Origin of the sequence: Bradyrhizobium sp. STM 3566, assembly GCF_045571445.1 — a bacterium.
GTDB classification, from domain to species: Bacteria; Pseudomonadota; Alphaproteobacteria; order Rhizobiales; family Xanthobacteraceae; genus Bradyrhizobium; species Bradyrhizobium vignae.
The window spans coordinates 1,703,018-1,721,359 of sequence record NZ_CP120692.1; the positions used below are offsets into that span (position 1 = coordinate 1,703,018).

The window sequence follows — 18,342 nt, forward strand, 5'->3', positions numbered from 1 at the left end:
TGGTGCGATCCCGGCTAAAATTGTCGGAGGTCGCAGTCGGCGAAAGCTGCGGGGAGTGGAGCTGAGCGGGCGCATGTCCACAGATGCGGTCAGGCCGGTTACGGCTGCGTGGCTTTGTCTCGGCCTCTTGCTCGCCGCGTGCACGCTATGCGGCCCTGCGCGCGCGCAATCGGCCACGGCAACGCGCAGCGAGCCCAAGCGTGTGTTGATGCTGCATTCCTTCGGGCGTGATTTCTTGCCCTGGAGCGAGTACGCACGCAGCATCAAGACCAATCTCGAGGAGCGCTCTCCTTGGCCGCTCGATATCCAGGAGCATACGCTTCTTGCTGCCAGGTTCATCGCGCCAGGCCCTGACGGGCCCTTCGTCGAATATCTTGGCTCGCTGTACGAAGGGCGGCCACCTGATATCGTGATGAGCATTGGCGGACCGGCGGCGGGATTCGTGCAAAGGCATCGCGAGAGGCTGTTTCCGAAGGCGCCAATGGTCCTCACGACAGTCGAGGAACGATTGGTCGACCGCGCACGCCTGACCAGGAATGACGCGGTAGTGTCAGTCCGTAACGAATTTGTCACGGCCTTCCGCAACGTTCTGCAGGTGCTGCCGGACACGCAGACGATAGCCCTTGTCATCGGCGCGTCTGCGTTGGAAAAATTCTGGCTCGAAGAGGTTAAGAGGGACGTCAAGCCGCTCGAAGACCGAGTTTCGTTCGTTTGGTACGGGGATCTGTCGTTCGAGGAGATCCTGAAACGGGCGTCGACGCTTCCACCGCACACGGTTCTGTTCTGGGGGTTGATGTCGGTCGACGCGGCGGGTGTCATTCATGATGGAAAGTTTGCCCTGCATCGCCTTCATGCCGTCGCGAACGCCCCAATCTTCTGCTTTGAGGAGTCGTTTTTCGGACGCGACATTGTCGGCGGTCCGATGCATTCAATTCCTGAACTCGGCCAAAAGACCGCCGATGCGGCACTCCGAATTCTGGGCGGCGAAGAGCCTGCAAACGTCAGAATTGAACCGATCGAATATGCCCCTCCTAAATACGATTGGCGGGAGTTGCAGCGCTGGGGCATCAGCGAGAGTCGCCTGCCTCCGGGAAGCACCATTCTGTTTCGCGAGCCGACTATCTGGCAGCGCTATCGCTGGCAGATGCTGATGATCTCGGCCGTGTTCCTGGTCCAGGCCGGACTCATCAGCGGGCTTCTGCACGAGCGTCGCCGCCGGCGGGTTGCGGAAGTCGAATCGCGTCAGCGGCTGACGGAGCTCGCCCACGTGAACCGGTACTCGGCCGTTGGCGAGCTGACGACCTCGATCGCGCATGAATTGAACCAGCCACTCGGATCGATTCTGACCAATGCCGAAACGGCAGAGCTCATGCTCAGGGCTGCCCAGCCTGATCTGGTCGAGATCCAGCAGATCCTCGCTGACATCAGAAGGGACGACCAACGGGCGAGCGAGGTGATCCGCAGGCTGCGCAGCATTCTGAAAAAGACCCCGTTCGAGGTCAAGAACATCGAACTCAACGATACGGTGCGCGAAGCAATCGGTCTCGTGAAGGCGCTCGCCCAGGGGCGCCGGATCACATTGAGTTATCTTCCGGTCATGGCCGCCCTTCACGTCAAGGGCGATCCGGTCCAGCTTCAGCAGGTCATGCTCAACCTGATCATCAACGCGATGGATGCGATCTCCGACGCCGACACCGGAAAGCGGGAGGTCAGCGTCGCGACCCTGCGTGCCGGCAATCAGGCCGAAATCAGGATTGCCGACACCGGGCCTGGAATACCCGCCTCCGACCTCGCAAGCCTGTTCGATCCGTTCTTCACGACCAAACCGCATGGCATGGGCATGGGGCTTGCGATCGCCAGAACCATCATCGAAGCCCATCACGGCACGATCGCCGCGGCGAACCAGCCGGCGGGAGGCGCACTGTTCACGATCCGGCTCCCGGTCGCGCGCTGAGAGATGATCCGCGGGCTGTCACGGCCAAAATCCTCGTCGAATGGTCGTGCGTCCGTGCGCTGCGGCAGCCTCGACGGCCTCGTTTCGTTGATCTCGATCAACAAACGCCTGCGCCCCGGCTCGATCCTCCCACACTGGAAGTCCGGAGGGAGGATGTGATGTTTCGTTGCGGCAACACCCTGATGGCGCTAGTGCTTGTGATGGCGACTTCGGTCGCTGCAACGGCGCAGACCACAACGACACCTGCAGCGCCAGCGCCAGCGCCGCAGGCGCAGCCCGCGAGCCCGCCGATGCCCACGGCCGAGCTCCTGAAGCCCGAGCAGCTTGAGGCCCTGGTTGCGCCGATTGCGCTTTATCCGGACGAGCTCCTCGCCAATGTACTGGCTGCATCGACCTATCCGCTGGAAGTTGTGCAGGCCGATCGTTGGCTGAAGGATCGCAAGAGCCTGAAGGGCGATGCGCTGAAGACGGAAGTGGAGAAGCAGGGCTGGGACGACAGCGTCAAGGCGCTGGCCAGCACCGCCGACGTCCTCGCAATGATGAGCGACCAGCTCGACTGGACCAAGAAGCTGGGCGATGCCTTCCTCGCGCAGCAGCCCGACGTGATGGACGCGATCCAGCGTCTGCGCACCAAAGCCTATGACAACAAGAAGCTCGTCACCACCAAGCAGCAGAAGGTCAGCGTCCAGTCTCAGGAGGGCAAGCAGGTCGTCGTCATCCAGCAGGCCGATCCCGCGGCGATGTACGTGCCGTATTACGACCCGGCGACGGTCTACGGCAGCTGGCCCTATGCGGAGTATCCGCCGTATTATTGGGGCTACCCATCCTATATCGGCGCCGGCATGGTCGCCGCCGGTATCGCCTTCGGCACGGCCTGGGCGATCGGACGCTGGGGCAATTACTGGGGCGGCGGCTGCAACTGGGGCAACCGCAACGTCTATGTCAACCATCGCACCACGAACATCGCCAACGGCTGGCAGCACAATCCGGCGCATCGCGGCGGTGTACGCTACAACAATAGCAATGTTCAGCAGCGCTTCGGCAACAACAATCTGAAGGCCGGCGTGTCGGACCGGATGGATTTCCGCGGCCGCGACGGCAACCAGGTGCTGCGCCCCGATCAGGGTGCCGGGGACCGGGCGGGAGATCGTGCGGGGGATCGCGGCGGCCAAGGTGATCGCGCCGGCAATCGCGGCGACCGTCCGGGCGCAGGTGATCGCCCCAGCGCAGCTACGCGCGACCGGCCCGGCGGCGGCGATCGTGCCGGGGCTGGTGATCGTGCCAAGGGTGCGACCAAGGGCAGCGGCGATCGCGCCAAGGCTGCGAACCGCGCCGGCGGCGGTGCGGCCAACCGTGGCGGCGGCAATCGCGGCGGCGCCATGAACGTTTCCTCCGGCCGTTCGGCTGCCGCAGCATCCGCGCGCGGCCGCGCCAGCATGGCGAGCATGCCGCGCGGTGGCGGCGGCGGACCAAGCTTTGCCGGCCGCGGCGGCGGTGGCGGAATGGCGATGCGTGGCGGCGGTGGAGGAGGCGGCTTCCGCGGCGGCGGCGGCGGCCGGCGTTCCGACATTGCGCTGAAGCATGATCTCGTCCTGCTCGGTCACCTCTCGAATGGCCTTGGCTATTATCGGTTCAGCTATATCGGCAGCCACAAGGCTTATGTCGGCGTGATGGCGCAGGAGGTCGAGCAGGTCATGCCCGATGCAGTGACCCACGGCAGCGACGGCTATCTGCGCGTCCATTACGAAAAACTCGGACTGACGTTCCGCACCTATCGCGACTGGCTCGCCGGCGGCGCGAAGATTCCAGCGGAGGTGATGCCATGACCGGTCTGAAATCGTTTAGCCATGCGCTACTGCCCGGCGTCGTCGCGCTCGCGCTGCTCGGATCGCCCTCTCTCGCGCAGGAATCCTACAAGACACCGGAAGAGGCCGCCTCTGCGCTTGCGGCCGCGGTGAAGAGCGGCCCGAAAGACATCTTGAAAGTGCTGGGCAGGAACGCGGAGGACATCGTGTCGTCCGGCGACGAGGTCGCCGACAACGACATTCGGGCGCGCTTCAGCTCCATGTATGATACCAAGCACGTCATCAAGACAGAAGGCAACAAGACTGCGATCCTGATGCTCGGGCCGGACGACTTCCCGTTCCCAATTCCGCTGGTCAACACCAGGACGGGCTGGGCGTTCGACACCGACGAAGGACGGATCGAGGTGCTGCGTCGCCGTATCGGCCGCAACGAGCTCGACGCGATCCAGACCATGCTCGCCTATGTCGATGCGCAAAACGAATATGCCGACAAGGACCGCGGCGAGGGCGCGGGCGTCTACGCGCAGCGCATCGTCTCCTCGCCCGGCAAGAAGGACGGCCTGTTCTGGCGCGACGACAGCGATCCGAGCCCGCTCGGCGCGCTGGCGGCCGAGGCGTCACGGGAAGGCTACAACGCAGCCGATGTCGGGCCTGCGCCGTATCACGGCTACTATTTCCACATCCTGAAGGGGCAGGGCCCGGATGCGCGAGGCGGTGCGCTCAACTACGTTGTCAAAGGCAAGATGATCGGCGGCTTCGGCCTGATCGCCTGGCCGGCGGAATACGGCAATTCGGGCGTCATGACCTTCCTCGTCAATCATGACGGCGTCGTCTATCAGAAGGATCTCGGCAAGCGCACCGAGTCTATCGCGCAGCGCATCACGCTGTTCGATCCCGACCAGACCTGGAAGAAGGTCGATGCCGCAAAACCCTGAGCCGCGCGTGCGCGGGCGCGCATTTCGCCTGATCGCGCTGCTCCTGCTCGCGTTCGGGCTGACCATGCCGGCGACGCCGTCCTTCGCGCAAGCAGCCGGTCAGGTCAGAGTGAAGATCGTCAAGGCAGGCCTCCTGGTCGGCGGTGGCGCCGGCAGCGGCGTGTTGACGTACCGGGGCAAGACCTATCCCTTCAAGATCAGCGGCCTGAGCTTCGGCATCACGATCGGTGCAACGGTCGGCCGTCTCAACGGCTGGGCATCCGGTATCCGGGAGATCAGTGATTTCGCCGGCACCTACAGTTCCGTTGGCGGCGGCTTTGCGCTGGTCGGCGGTGCCAACGGTGTGCACCTCCGCAACGAAAAGGGCGTCACGATGGTGCTGCAAGGCCCCAAGGCGGGATTTGAGCTGGCGGCCAATATCAGTCAGATCACGATCGCTTTGAGGTGAGGCTCAGTCCGGCGGCGCGGACCCAAGCGAGAGCGACAGGTGCACCGTTGTCGGATCGTCACTCCGCGCAAGCTTGAAGCCCGCCTTCGCGAATACGCTGCGCATGGGCCTGTTGTCGGACAGAACCTCGGCCGTGAGCTCTCGTACGCCTTGCTCGCGCGCGATGTCTGTCAGGTGCCTCAGCAACAGGGAGCCCACCCCGCGGCCTTGCCAGGCATCCACCACCATGAAGGCCATCTCGGCCCGACCGGGCTCGACGATAACGTACCGGCCGCCGCCGATAACGGTGTCTCGCCCCTGTTCTTCGACGAGAGCGGCCAGCGCAACGTGATTGCTGAAATCCACGTCCATGAAGAAGGTGCGCTCCTTCTCCGAGAAATGCCGTTTCAAAATGAAGAATCGGCTCTGCAGCGACTGCGGCCCGGTACGCGCGATGGCAGCGAGCATATCCGCCTCGTCGCTGCCGCGAAGCGCGCGGATCTGGATCGAAGTGCCGTCCTTCAGGACGGTTTTCACGCTGTAAGTTGCTACTTGTGACATGCCGATGTCATTCGTCCGAAGCCGTCGGCTCAAACCAGACGCGTCTCACGCCTTATAATGCAGGATAAACGCCTCCCGAGCGAGCAGATCATCTTGACCTAGATCAACGTTCGTCCTCGCACAGCGCCGTCAATTGGCGAAAGCGACGGAGAGGTCGAGGACATGTCCATGGACAAGGTACAATTTCCGGGAGGTCCCATGTCGGGGCTGATCGCCTCGGCAGTCGAATACCTGGTCGATGCGGGACAGCGCAGTGTCCTATTCCTGGATATCATGCGCCGGCGCGGGGATCAGTACAGGGAGCATGTCGCGAAAACCGCCCCGCATGTTCTGCAATACGCGGCCGAATTGATCATGGACGGGCGCCAGCTCGCCGAACCTGTCAATTACGCGCTGGTGCGCATCGTTCCGCCTGACAACGTCGAGATCGATATGGAGCGGCGGCCGTTCGTCGTGGTCGATCCGCGTGCGGGCCACGGCCCCGGCATCGGCGGCTTCAAGGCGGATAGCGAGATCGGGGTGGCGATGAAGGCAGGTCATCCCTGCTACTTCATCGGATTCCTGCCTGACCCCATGCCCGGTCAGACCATCGAGCGCATCGCGCGTGCCGAAGCCATCTTTATCGAAAAGGTCATGAGCCTTCACCCAGATGCCGACGGCAAGCCCTGCGTGATCGGCAATTGCCAGGCCGGATGGGCCGTCATGATCCTGGCCTCGCTGCGTCCCGAACTGTTCGGCCCGCTGATCATCGCCGGCGCGCCGCTGGCTTATTGGGCCGGCGTGCACGGAAAATATCCGATGCGCTACTCGGGCGGGCTCTTGGGCGGAAGCTGGCTAACGGCCCTGACCTCTGATCTCGGCGCCGGTAAGTTCGATGGTGCATGGCTGGTGCAGAACTTCGAGAACCAGAACCCCTCGAATACGCTCTGGACCAAGCAGTACAACGTCTATTCCAAGGTCGACACCGAGGCAGAGCGGTACCTTGAATTCGAGCGTTGGTGGGGCGGCCACGTCAACCTGAACGCCGAGGAGATTCAGTTCATCGTCGATGAGCTGTTCGTCGGCAACAATCTCGCCGCCGGCAACATCGAAATGTCCGATGGCCGGAAGGTTGATCTCCGCAACATCAGATCCCCGATCGTGGTGTTCTGCTCCGAGGGCGACAACATCACGCCGCCGCAGCAGGCGCTGCACTGGATCCTCGATTGCTATGCCGATGTCGATGAGATCAGGGCCTATGGCCAGACCATCGTCTACACCGTGCACAAGAGTATCGGCCATCTCGGCATCTTCGTCTCCGGCGGCGTCGCCAAGAAGGAGCACGCGGAATTTTCAAGCAACATCGACCTCATCGACGTTCTGCCGCCCGGGCTCTATGAAGCAACATTCGAGGCGAAGGATGAGGAAACCGCAAGTTCGGATCTGGTCGTCGGCCAGTGGGTGATGCGCTGCGAAGCGCGGACGCTCGACGACATCCGCGCCATGGGCGGCAATTCGCCCGAAGACGAGCGACGCTTTGCCACAGCCAAGCGGATCTCGGAAATCAATCTGGCGGCCTACCAGAAATTCGTCCAGCCATGGCTCAAGCGCGTGGTGACGCCGCAGATGGCGGAATGGGCTCACAACATGCATCCGCTGCGGCTGCAATACGAGCTGTTCAGCAGCCAGAATCCTTACATGGCGACGGTAAAATTATTGGCCGAGAAGGCCGCCGAGGAGCGCAAGCCGGTCGCTGCGGACAATCCGTTCCTGGCGTTCCAGGAGCAGATCTCGAAGCAGGTCGTTCACGCCCTCGACAGCTGGCGCGATTCACAGGAAGCGCTCAGCGAAGCGATGTTCCTCAGCGTCTACGGGTCCCCGACGCTCCAGGCGGCCGTCGGGATCGATCCGACGTCCACGCCGTCGCGTCGGCGTGAGATGTCCGCCGAGCATCGCACCATGCTCGAGAAGCGCATTGCCGATCTGAAGTCGCGGATCGGTGAGGGCGGCCTCCGTGAAGCGGCGGTGCGCGCTTTGCTCTACGTCGGGTCGGCACGGGGAATGGTGGACGAACGCAGCATTGAGGCTCTGCGCCAGATCCGCCGGGATCATGGCGGCGCACGCATGTCTCTTGCCGAGTTCAAGATGCTGGTACGCGAGCAGTTCTTTATGCTGTTGCTCGATCGAGAATGGGCGCTCGCCGCAATACCGAAATTGCTGCCTGAAGACATGCACGTTCGTCGTGCAGCATTTGAAGCGATCGAGCAGGTGCTTTCGGCCAGTGCGGATGTCACGGGCGAGCGCGCAAACCGGCTGCGGCAGATCGCCGGCCTGTTTGGCCTCGACACCGCGGAAGGTTCCGAAAGGGCGTCGAACGTCGCTCCTTTCGATCCCAAGGCGAAGGCGTCGTAACGCGAGTTGTAAGGATCGGGAGCGACATCATGTCAGCAGATGCGACGGCAACGCAGTCTCCCAGCAAGTATGATCGCCTGATCGCCGCGGCCAAGGCAATCCCGCCGACGCCGACTGTCGTGGTGCATCCCTGCGATGAGACATCCTTGCGAGTGCCGTCGACAGCGCGTCTGCCGGCATCATCCGGCCGCTCCTGGTCGGATCGGAGCGCAAGATCAGGGATACGGCTGCCAGGTTCGGCCTGGACATCTCGGGTTATGAGATCGTGGATGCCGCACACAGTGACGATGCCGCCGCGAAGGGCGTCGAATTGATCCATGCCGCGCGCGGCGAATTGCTCATGAAGGGCAGCCTTCACACCGACGAGCTGATGCGAGCTGTCACGGCCAAGGTTGGGGGATTGCGGACCGATCGGCGCATCAGCCACGTTTTCGTCATGGATGTACCGGCCTACGCCGAGACGATCTTCGTCACTGACGCCGCCATCAACATCTTCCCCGATCTGGACGCCAAGCGGGACATCATTCAGAACGCGATCGACCTCTACAATCAGGCGGGCTTCGGCAAGTCGCCGCGGGTGGCCATCCTTTCCGCAGTTGAAACGGTCACGTCGAAAATTCCGTCCACGATCGAGGCCGCGGCGCTCTGCAAGATGGCGGATCGCGGCCAGATCACCGGGGGCGTGCTCGACGGGCCGCTGGCGTTCGACAACGCGATCGACCTCGAATCGGCGCGGATCAAGGGCATCAAGTCCGAGGTCGCCGGCCGCGCTCAGATACTGGTCGTGCCGGACCTCGAGGCGGGCAACATGCTCGCCAAGAATCTTGCTTATTTCGCCAAGGCCGACGGCGCTGGCATCGTGCTCGGCGCGCGCGTGCCTGTTGTCTTGACCTCGCGCGCCGACACTCCGCGGGCGCGGATGGCGTCCTGCGCCGTCGCTGCGCTCTATGCTCATGCCCGGCGCCAGAAGGCGCCGGCAGTTTCGGCGTGACCGCCATGGACAGCATCCTTGTCGTCAACGCCGGCTCGTCGAGCGTCAAGTTCCAGGTCTTTGCGGTCGAGGGTGAGGGCATGCTGCGCCGCCTGATCAAGGGACAGGTGGATGGCATCGGCAGCCGGCCGCGCTTGCGGGCGAGCAGGGCGGGCAACGACCCCATTGCAGACCGAGCCTATCCGATCGAAACGATCCCAGACGTTCCAGCAGCAATGAACGTTGCGGGCGAATGGCTGCGGAACGAGGTGCGCATCCATCCGATGGCGGTCGGGCATCGCGTCGTCCATGGCGGGCCGGACTATGAACGACCGGTCCTGGTCGATCATGGCGTAGTGGCGCGGCTGGAGCGCTTCATCGCGCTGGCTCCGCTGCATCAGCCGCACAATCTCGCGCCGATCCGCTCGATCCTGACCAATTTCCCCGCGGTGCCGCAGGTCGCGTGCTTCGACACCGCGTTTCACCGCGCGCACGGTTCGCTGGCCGATCATTACGCCATCCCCCACCAGCTCCACGCCGAAGGCGTGCGGCGCTACGGCTTTCACGGCCTGTCCTATGAGTACATCTCCAGGACCCTGCTGCAGATCGCGCCAGACATCGCAAAGCGCAGGGTGATCGTCGCCCATCTCGGCAGCGGCGCCTCGATGTGCGCCATGAAGGACGGACTGAGTGTCGAGAGCACCATGGGATTCACCGCGCTCGACGGACTGCCGATGGGCACGCGTCCAGGCCAGCTCGATCCCGGCGTCGTGCTGTACCTGATCTCCGAGAAGGGGATGACGGCTTCCAAGGTGCAGGATTTGCTCTATCGCGACTGCGGCTTGAAAGGACTCTCCGGCGTTAGCAACGACATGCGCGAGCTGGAGGCAAGCACCGACCCGCAAGCCAAGCTGGCGCTGGACTATTTCGTCTATCGCATCGGCCTCAATGCCGGCATGCTCGCCGCGGCACTCCAGGGTCTCGACGCCTTTGTTTTCACCGCCGGTATCGGCGAGAATTCGAGCAGTATCCGTGGCTGCGTGGCGGAGCAGCTCGGCTGGCTCGGCGTGATGCTCGATACGGCCGAGAATGCGCGCCATGCGCGGCTGATCTCGGCGGCGACAAGTCGTATCCCCGTCTACGTCGTGCCGACCGACGAGGAGCTGATGATCGCGCAGCATACGCTGGCGCTTCTGATGAACGGCCACTCGCCAAACTCCAGACATGAGAGGGTGTCATGATCCCAGCATTTCCGGACAGCAAGGTCGCCCTGAAGGGGAAGAAGGGGCTCGTTGTCGGCATCGCCAACGACCAGTCGATCGCCTGGGGCTGCGCCAGGGCATTCCGGGCGCTCGGCGCCGATCTCGCCGTCACCTATCTGAACGACCGCGCCAAGAAGCACGTCGAGCCGCTGGCGCAGGCGCTGGAAGCACCGATATTCATGCCGCTCGACGTCATGGTCGAAGGCCAGACCGAAGCGGTGTTCGAGCGCATCAAGTCGGAGTGGGGCCAGCTCGATTTCCTGCTTCATTCCATTGCGTTCTCGCCCAAGGAGGCGTTGCACGGCCGGGTCGTCGATGTCGGCCGTGACGGCTTCCTCAAGACCATGGACGTCTCCTGCTGGTCGTTCCTGCGCATGGCGCATCTCGCCGAGCCGCTGATGAAGAACGGGGGCGCGCTGTTCACGATGACCTATTACGGCAGTCAGATGGTGGTGGAGAACTACAACATCATGGGTGTCGCCAAGGCCGCGCTCGAAGCCTCGGTTCGCTACGCTGCCGCCGAACTGGGTCCGAAGGGGATCCGCGTGCACGCGATCTCGCCGGGACCGCTTGCAACCCGCGCGGCTTCAGGCATTCCGGAGTTCGACGAACTGATGGACAAGGCGCAGTCCAAGGCGCCTTCGCGCAGCCTCGTGAGCATCGACGATGTCGGGAACGCCACCGCCTTCCTCGCGCTCGACGGCGCCAAGCTGATCACCGGCGGCGTGCTCTATATCGACGGCGGCTACCATATCATCGATTGATCGCGCAATCGCGCGTTGTCACGCCGCTGGTGCGCCGATGCCGATGCTCTCGAGCAATTCGCGCCAGAGCTTGCGGACGCCGGCGTGACGCTGCTCGAGCGCCGCACTTACCGCATCGCGATGCTGCGCAAGATCTGTGCCCTTGAGAAACAGAATCTGGGCCTGCAACAGCCGGCCGCTCTCGAATTCGATCCGGCGCAGCGCCATGACAAAGGGATCCTGCGCATTGGCCTCGAGCGGTAGCAGCGCAGCCGGCCGGATGCCGGCATGCACGGCGTGGGCTAGCGTTGCGAGGTGTACCGCCTGGTTAAGGTGAGGGTCTGCGATCCCGTCGATCGGCGCAGGCGCCCAGGCCGTCTCCCAGGACGCGACCATGTAGCCCAGGGATAGATCCAGCCCCCAGGATGTGGCGCGCAGCAGCAGTGAGACGATCTCGGCCTCGCGATAGAATTGCGCGTTCAACTCGGTCTGCCATGCCGCGTCGAGCCGCGCCGGCAGCGTGAAGGCGAATTGCCGCGCGAGGGCGCCGTGCGCCGAGATCAGGAATGCTGCGACCCGCGTCTGCTGGTACGGTGGAATGCGGCCGTCCGGCTCGACGGGACCGAGGAAGTCGCTCATGGCAGCGCTCGCTTGACCGGGATGGCGCGCAGATGATCGTAGCCGGCCGGAAACGGCGTGAGCTCGCCGCCGGGCTGGTCCGGCGCCACCCAGACCGCCTGATTGCCTTGCCAGCGGCCGGCCAGCACCTCCTCGGCAAAGCGCGCCAGCAGATCGGCCGTGAGCGCGCCCTTCTCCAGCGTGAAGGCGTGGTAGGCCTTGGGAATGATCACCAATGAACTGTCCGGAATCTCGACACGCAAGGTGTCGTGCAGAGCGCGCGGGGTCAGAAAGTCGAACTCGCCATTCAGGATCATGGTCGGAACCGAGATCGCGGACAGGCGCGGCGTGAGCGGCTGGAAATCCAGGAAGGACTCCATCAGGTTCTGGAGCGCGTAGACATCATTGACCAGCCAGCCCTGCCGCTTGACGCTGTCGAGCTTGTCCAGCAGCGGCTTCAGCCATTGGTCGGACAGATTCATCGGCAGCAGCAGGTCCTGGAGGTAACTTGTGCCGCCAAGGATCAGCCCGGTCCGCAGCGCATTGCCGAGCAGCAGAAGCTGCGGCGTGAGCTCGGCGAAGCAGCTCATCGGCACCAGGCCGGACAGCCGTTCGCCATGCGCGATAGCATAGCGCAGTGCAATCAGGCCGCCGAAGCTGATGCCGCTCAGGAAGATTGGGCCGTTGCCGAGCTCGCCGATCAGGAGGCCCAGCGCGGCGACCTGGTCGTCCTGGCTGATGAACAGCGTCGGCTTGTCGGAGGCACCCTGGCCGAGCAGGTCGAAGGTGGCAACGCGAAAGCCGCGCGCCAGCAGGGCCTCGCGGTATGCGCCCCAAAGCTCGGAATATTGCGTCAGCCCGTTCACCAGGACATAGGCCGGCGCGCCCGCCGGCCCGTCGAGCTCATAGCGGACCCGGTATGACCCATGACTGAGGAAAGGCATTACGCTGGCCGGCGGCGATTTCGATCGCGCGATCCTCAACGTCGGCAAGCACATTCCGTTGAGTTAGATCAAAGCTCGCCCGGTCGTCCTGCCTAGCGTGTCGCCAAAATACGCCAGGGAGGACTCCGCCATGACCGCGAGGGATATCGTCAAGCGCAGCTTGATCAGTCTGGTCCTGCTGCTGGTCGGCACTGCGCTCGCAGTCGCACAACCCTTCACGCGACGTTCGTCGCAGGTGCAGCATGACGGGTTGAAGAAAACCTACGAGCTTGCCAACTTCCGCCTCGGCGGCAAGTACGACCTGTCCGATCCCTCGAAATGGGAGAACGGCGGCGAGGGGGGCGTCACCCTTGAGTCGTTGGGCGCGGGCAAGCTGCACACGGCCTATATCGCCATCGGAAACGCCCGGCGCAATGCAGCCGGCGAGATCACCAATGCCATCGTTATCAACTCCTACTACTCTGGCGATTCCACTGATATGTACGAGCAATGGGTCAAGGGCGCGGCGCTATCAGGCGGCGTGCCGATCATCGGACCCGGCCGCCCCATCGACACCGACCGCTATTACGTGATCATGGTCGATCCGCTCGGCACCTGGGGAGCGAGCAAGCCGTCGGATGGTCTCGGAATCAGGTTTCCGCAGTACAGCTACTACGACATGGTGCAGGCCAATTACCGCCTGCTGCGCGACGAGCTCAAGGTTGCGCGCGTCGCGCTGGTCACCGGCGTCTCCATGGGCGGCACGCAGACTTACGTCTGGGGCGTGATGCACCCGGAATATATCAACGCCCTGATGCCGATCGGCGGCACCACGCAGTCGGATGGCGAGGACCCCGTCGGCAACTGGACCTTCCAGATGATGACGGCGGCAATCCAATCCGATCCCGTCTGGCAGTCCACCAACGGCGATTACTATAAACTGCCCAAGGAGAAGCACCCGGTGCCGGGCCTTGCGTTCGGCTGGTCGATCCTCGGAATGACGGGTTACGATTTTGCCTTCCGCACGAGTCAGAACTGGTCCGCGGTGCAGCCCGAGATTTTCTACTGGGACCCGCCGAACGAGAAGGCAGGCTTGAACGTCACCAACCGCGCCAAGCTTTATGATGCGGTCGACCTCGTCTGGCGCAATCGAGTCGGCGAGACACACAACATCAATGCTTATCTCGGCCGTATCCAGGCCCGCACGCTGGTGATGCACATCACCAATGATCTCTGGCTGAATTTCAAGCTGGCGCAGAAGGCCGTCGACCGCGTGCCGGGCGCGGACCTGATCGCACAGGAAAGCCCGGTCGCCCATTACGGCGTGTTCCCGATCATCAATCAGCGCAAGAACGACCCGAAGTTCGTCGCCTTCATGGACGACGTGGCGGCACTCGATCGCGCTCAGAAATTCGTCGACAAAAATTATCGTGCGCCCAATGTTGCCGACAATATCGATCCGAAGAAGTCGTTCTGGAAGGCGTATGTGACCTATCCCTATCCGGTCAAATTCGCCGACGCCAAGGACAAGCGCGGCAACTCCTGGGAAATCGGCTACATGGACGAGTATGCTGGGACCGACAAGGACCCGAAGGTGCTCGTCATCATCCATGGCAAGGGCGCATTCGGCGGCCATTACGGCAACATCATGCAGTACGCCCTGCGCAGCGGTCTTCGCGTCATCGTGCCGGACCTGCCGCATTACGGCATGTCCGGGCCCGGCAATCTCGACAAGAGCCCGGCGCGGACAATGCAGGACATGCGTGAGGTGATCTACGACCTCGTCGTCAACCAGCTCGGCGTCAAGAAGGCCTATTATCTCGGCCATTCGCTCGGCGGTCAGTTCGTGATGGGCTACGCGCTGACCTGGCCGGATGCGGTGCAAGGCCTAGCCCTGGAAGCGCCGTCCGGTCTCGAGGAATATCCGCGCGAGATCACCATCGCCAAGGACAAGAAGGCGCCGCTGTTCGATCCGACCCTCGGCCGCGACTTCGATAAGTGGAAACAGATCTGGGATCAGACCGGCATTCTCGCAGCGGAGAAGGCGCGCGACGAGCAAAACATCCGCGACTTCTTCTATTTCAAGAAGCGGGACCCCGACACTGGCGTGGTCTCGGCAGCCAAAAGCGGCTACTTCTTCAGTGACAGCGAGTATGCCCGCTTCCACACCGAGCAGCGCGTTGGACTCACCAAAGGCAACCCCAAGGAGCTCGATCAATGGTGCAACGTCTTCATCTTCGACATCTACACCATCGGTGCCGAACTCCAGCAGGATGATCCGAAGAATCTCTATGAGCGGGTTATCCAGATCAAGGCGCCGATCTTCCTTGCGTTCGGCGACAAGGAGCCTTTCATCCCTACACCTGCCTTCAACGGGCTGACTGACCTCGGCCGCGATGTCATTACGCCGTTCATGACGAGGATGACGAATGCCGGCAATCGGCCGATGCTCAAGGTCTATCCGGAGACCGGTCACTTCATCCATACCGACAATCCTGTCGAATATGCCGCCGATGTCGCGGACTTCGTGACCAAGGGAACGGTCGACACCTCGTCGCCGCTAGGCACCGACCGCATGATCAAGGGCGCGGTGGTGTCGGCCTTGCCGGTGGCGCCGACGCCGCCCGGTGCGGCGCCGACGGCCGGTCTCAACAAATAGGGTGCGCTATGCCGAAAGTGCAGGCGGGCGAAGTCCAGCTTGGCTGGCGGGAGTGGGGACAAGGCGACGTGACCGTCGTCTTCATCCACGGCAATCTCGCCAGCAAGGACTGGATCGAGCTCGCCGCACCGATGTTTCCAAGTGGACTCCGCGTCATTGCCATTGACTGGCGCGGCTGCGGCGACAGCGCCCGGCCGAAGCCGGCGACCAACTACGCCAACTACTCCATGCAGCAGCATGCGCAGGACATGCTGGTGGCGCTCGATGCGCTGGGCATCCGATACTGCCATCTTGCGACCCATTCGACCGGCGGCATCATTGCTGCGCGGATGCTGTTGATGCAACCGCGGCGGTTTGGCCGTGTGTTCGCGCTGGACCCGGTGACGCCGCTCGGCATGGCCTTCAATGCCGATCAGATTGGGCTGTTCAGGGCGATGATGGCGAGCAAGGAGCTGACGCGGTCCGTCATGGCGACCGCCGCCTCTTCGTTGTTCGTCCCGGAGAGCCTTGCGCCGAACATGGTGCCGCGCTTTCGCGAGGGGCTCGGCGAGATCCAGGCGCTGTTCGATCGGATCATCGAGCAGACCTTCGTCGTCTCCGAGGGGATCTGGATCGGAACGCCGGTCAACTTGACACACGAGAGGGAGAGCGGCGAGCTGGAGCGGCGCATGCCGGAGATCCGGCATCCGCACCTCGTGTTGTGGGGCGAGCGGGACGGCTGGATCGCCCCGGCCGATCTCCGTGCCATGGCCGAAGCGATGCCGGATTGCCGGCTGGTCATCGTGCCGGGCATTGGGCATTCGATGAACCTCGAATCGCCGGCGCTTTATGCGGGCTATTTTGGTGCCTGGTTCGGAGGACTTGCCGCGTCACAGTCAACGGCGCCAGGCTGACGACCGGCGGTATCCTCGATGTCGACGGCGGCCGTCACGTCATCGATTGATCGGCGCGCCGCCACGCTGAGCGGTCCGGCGACCCATGGGCCGATGGTGACATATTGCCAGTGTTTTGCCCGACGGCGCAACGGCTTCGGAGCGAATCCGGAGTGAACAAGAAACCTCAGTCAATTCAGCCCCATGGCTACTGTGCATGGGGTTGTTTTTCGACTCTTTGAGTCAGCGATAGTGCAGCGCGATCAATTCGGCGACGCAGGCGGGCTTCTTGCCGCCCTCGATCTCGATCACGAGGTGATAGTTGACGCGCAATCCGTTGGGCGGCACGTCCTCGGCTTCGGCCACCGTGACGCGGCCGCGCAGCTTCGAGCCCGCCGGAACCGGCGCCAGATAGCGGATGCGGTCGGCGCCATAGTTGAGCGTGTTGCGCAGGCCCTTCAGGCCGATAACCGAGCGGATGAACAGGGGCGCCAGGGCAAGCGAGAGCAGCCCGTGAGCGATGGTCTTGCCGCCGGGCATCTCCTTGCTCGCGCGCTCCTGGTCGACATGGATCCATTGCTCGTCGCAGGTCGCCTCGGCGAACTGATTGATGCGATCCTGCGTGATCTCGATCCAGTCGCTGGCACCGATCTCGGAGCCGACGGCTGATTTGATCTCGTCGAAGTCGCTGAATATCCGCATGGGCTCAGAGCCTCATCTCCGGAACATTGTCGGGTATGGCGAGCTCGGCCTCCGTCAGCGCCAGGACCTCGCCGACGCTGACGCCGGGCGCGGTCTCCAGCAGCGTCGCCTTGCCCTCGGGGAAGCCGATCACGGCCAGGTCGGTGACGACCAGATTGACAGGACGCGCCGAGGTCAGCGGCAGCGAGCATTTGGCCACGATCTTCGACTTGCCCTTGGCCGCGTGCTGCATGGCGACGATGACCCGTTTGGCGCCGCTGACGAGATCCATCGCGCCACCCATGCCCGGCACCATCTTGCCGGGAATCATCCAGTTGGCGAGATGACCGTGCGCGTCGACCTGGAGGCCGCCAAGCACGGTGACGTCGACATGACCGCCGCGGATCAGGCCGAACGACATCGCGCTGTCGAAAGTCGAGGCGCCCGGCAGCGCGCTGATCGGGCGGCCACCGGCATCGGTGAGCGTCGGATGCGCCATGCCCTGCTCGGGAATCGGGCCGGTGCCGATCAGGCCGTTCTCCGACTGGAAGAAGACCTTGAGCTCGGATGGGACGTAGTTGGCCACCAGCGTCGGAATTCCGATGCCAAGGTTGACGAGGTTGCCGCTCTTCAATTCCTGGGCAACGCGCCGGGCGATGACGATCTGCGGATCCATGGCTCACCCGTTGGTAATGAGATAGTCGACGAGCGGCGCGGGCGTGACGACATGATCCGGCGCGATCACGCCGACCGGCACGATATGCTCCGCCGTCACAATGACGGTGTCCGCCGCCATTGCCATGACCGGATTGAAATTGCGCGAAGTGAGGGCGTAGGCCAGGTTGCCGAGGTAGTCGGCGAGGAAGGCATGGACGAGGGCGAACTGGGCGCGCAGCGCCGTTTCCAGCAGGAATGGCCGGCCGTCGACTTCGATCTGACGCTTGCCTTCGGCGACGAGCGTCCCGACCCCGGTCGGCGTCAGGACGCCGCCGAGACCGCACCCGCCGGCGCGGATGCGCTCGACGAAGGTGCCTTGCGGCACCAGGTCGACGGCGATCTGGTTCGCCAGCATCTGCTGCTGGGCTTTCGGATTGAGGCCGATATGGGTTGCCGTCAGCTTCGAGACCAGCGTCTTGTCGAACAGCTTGCCGACGCCCTTGCCCGGTGTCGCTGCGTCGTTCGAAATCAGCCTCAGGTCTGTCTTGTTCTGGCGCACGACTTCATCGAGCAGCCGCTCCGGAGTGCCGACGCCCATGAAGCCGCCAACCATCACGCTGGCGCCCGCCGGGATCATCGCAACGGCTTCTTCGACGGAAACGGCCTTCATGATTGAACTCCCGGTCGCCCCACGTTGGCACAAGGGCGGTGCACGGATGATGGGACCCGGCGACGATCCTCCTTTGATCTGCGTCAAGGCTTCCGATCATTCCGTTCCGGGCCGCCACCAATCTCAGTCAGTTCACGATCGCGTTGAGATGAGGCTCACGCGGGATGTGCGGAGCCGAGATCGAGAACCAGCCGCACCGTCTTCGGATCATCAC

The 18,342-nt window shown here is 63.4% G+C and carries 15 protein-coding genes and 1 pseudogene; 10 read left to right on the forward strand and 6 right to left on the reverse strand.

Translation table 11 applies throughout. The features are described from left to right. The first annotated feature begins 73 nt into the window (after window positions 1-73). The 4 genes from P6U27_RS08190 (at window position 74) to P6U27_RS08205 (ending at window position 5,142) form a co-directional block, all read left to right on the forward strand. Window positions 74-1,954, forward strand: a complete 1,881-nt coding sequence (locus tag P6U27_RS08190) for a HAMP domain-containing sensor histidine kinase (RefSeq protein ID WP_129144699.1) — start codon at window positions 74-76, stop codon at window positions 1,952-1,954. A 158-nt stretch (window positions 1,955-2,112) separates the two neighbouring features. Next, window positions 2,113-3,780, forward strand: coding sequence for a DUF3300 domain-containing protein (locus tag P6U27_RS08195; protein WP_129144675.1), 1,668 nt, complete (start codon window positions 2,113-2,115; stop codon window positions 3,778-3,780). Next, window positions 3,777-4,694, forward strand: a complete 918-nt coding sequence (locus P6U27_RS08200) for a DUF2950 domain-containing protein (protein ID WP_122401729.1) — start codon at window positions 3,777-3,779, stop codon at window positions 4,692-4,694. Before P6U27_RS08195 ends, P6U27_RS08200 begins: the two co-directional genes overlap by 4 nt. After that, window positions 4,678-5,142 (forward strand): hypothetical protein, encoded by a 465-nt coding sequence (locus P6U27_RS08205; RefSeq protein WP_122401730.1) that lies wholly within the window; start codon window positions 4,678-4,680, stop codon window positions 5,140-5,142. The genes P6U27_RS08200 and P6U27_RS08205 overlap by 17 nt, the downstream gene beginning before the upstream one ends. Window positions 5,143-5,145: 3 nt before the next feature. Here P6U27_RS08205 and P6U27_RS08210 read toward each other — a convergent pair whose 3' ends face one another. Then, a complete protein-coding gene (locus tag P6U27_RS08210) occupies window positions 5,146-5,682 on the reverse strand; it encodes a GNAT family N-acetyltransferase (protein WP_122401731.1) in 537 nt (178 codons plus the stop codon). A gap of 162 nt (window positions 5,683-5,844) precedes the next feature. Between P6U27_RS08210 and P6U27_RS08215 the strand changes: the two genes are divergently transcribed. The 4 genes and pseudogenes from P6U27_RS08215 (at window position 5,845) to fabI (ending at window position 11,069) form a co-directional block, all read left to right on the forward strand. Then, complete coding sequence (locus tag P6U27_RS08215) at window positions 5,845-8,073, forward strand: DUF3141 domain-containing protein (RefSeq protein WP_407193841.1); 2,229 nt, start codon at window positions 5,845-5,847, stop codon at window positions 8,071-8,073. Window positions 8,074-8,102: 29 nt separating this feature from the next. Further along, a pseudogene (locus P6U27_RS08220) lies at window positions 8,103-9,064 on the forward strand (phosphate acetyltransferase). A gap of 5 nt (window positions 9,065-9,069) precedes the next feature. After that, window positions 9,070-10,284, forward strand: coding sequence for an acetate/propionate family kinase (locus P6U27_RS08225; RefSeq protein ID WP_122401734.1), 1,215 nt, complete (start codon window positions 9,070-9,072; stop codon window positions 10,282-10,284). Beyond that, complete coding sequence (fabI, locus tag P6U27_RS08230; RefSeq protein ID WP_122401735.1) at window positions 10,281-11,069, forward strand: enoyl-ACP reductase FabI; 789 nt, start codon at window positions 10,281-10,283, stop codon at window positions 11,067-11,069. The genes P6U27_RS08225 and fabI overlap by 4 nt, the downstream gene beginning before the upstream one ends. An 18-nt stretch (window positions 11,070-11,087) precedes the next feature. Here the strand turns inward: fabI and P6U27_RS08235 are convergent, their stop codons facing one another. Together P6U27_RS08235 and P6U27_RS08240 are read right to left on the reverse strand one after the other, a co-directional pair. Beyond that, window positions 11,088-11,687, reverse strand: a complete 600-nt coding sequence (locus P6U27_RS08235; protein WP_122401736.1) for a hypothetical protein — start codon at window positions 11,685-11,687, stop codon at window positions 11,088-11,090. Further along, on the reverse strand, window positions 11,684-12,610 hold the full coding sequence (locus tag P6U27_RS08240) for an alpha/beta fold hydrolase (RefSeq protein ID WP_129144672.1): 927 nt from the start codon (window positions 12,608-12,610) through the stop codon (window positions 11,684-11,686). Before P6U27_RS08240 ends, P6U27_RS08235 begins: the two co-directional genes overlap by 4 nt. A 130-nt stretch (window positions 12,611-12,740) precedes the next feature. On the opposite strand from P6U27_RS08240, the gene P6U27_RS08245 reads away from it, so the two are divergent. Together P6U27_RS08245 and P6U27_RS08250 are read left to right on the forward strand one after the other, a co-directional pair. After that, window positions 12,741-15,248, forward strand: coding sequence for an alpha/beta hydrolase (locus tag P6U27_RS08245; protein ID WP_129144671.1), 2,508 nt, complete (start codon window positions 12,741-12,743; stop codon window positions 15,246-15,248). Window positions 15,249-15,256: 8 nt separating this feature from the next. Beyond that, window positions 15,257-16,141 carry an alpha/beta fold hydrolase gene (locus P6U27_RS08250; protein ID WP_122401739.1) on the forward strand — a complete coding sequence of 295 codons (885 nt, stop codon included), beginning with the start codon at window positions 15,257-15,259 and terminating at the stop codon, window positions 16,139-16,141. A gap of 222 nt (window positions 16,142-16,363) precedes the next feature. Here P6U27_RS08250 and P6U27_RS08255 read toward each other — a convergent pair whose 3' ends face one another. From P6U27_RS08255 to P6U27_RS08265, 3 genes are read right to left on the reverse strand one after another with little or no spacing between them, the layout of a single operon-like run. Continuing rightward, entirely contained in the window at window positions 16,364-16,822 is a 459-nt protein-coding gene (locus tag P6U27_RS08255) for a MaoC family dehydratase (protein WP_129144670.1), read from the reverse strand. 4 nt (window positions 16,823-16,826) lie between these two features. Further along, the gene (locus P6U27_RS08260) at window positions 16,827-17,477 is read right to left on the reverse strand and encodes a 3-oxoacid CoA-transferase subunit B (protein WP_122401741.1); all 651 of its coding nucleotides are present in this window, start codon (window positions 17,475-17,477) and stop codon (window positions 16,827-16,829) included. A gap of 3 nt (window positions 17,478-17,480) precedes the next feature. Further along, window positions 17,481-18,128 carry a CoA transferase subunit A gene (locus P6U27_RS08265; RefSeq protein WP_122401742.1) on the reverse strand — a complete coding sequence of 216 codons (648 nt, stop codon included), beginning with the start codon at window positions 18,126-18,128 and terminating at the stop codon, window positions 17,481-17,483. Window positions 18,129-18,342 lie beyond the last annotated feature (214 nt).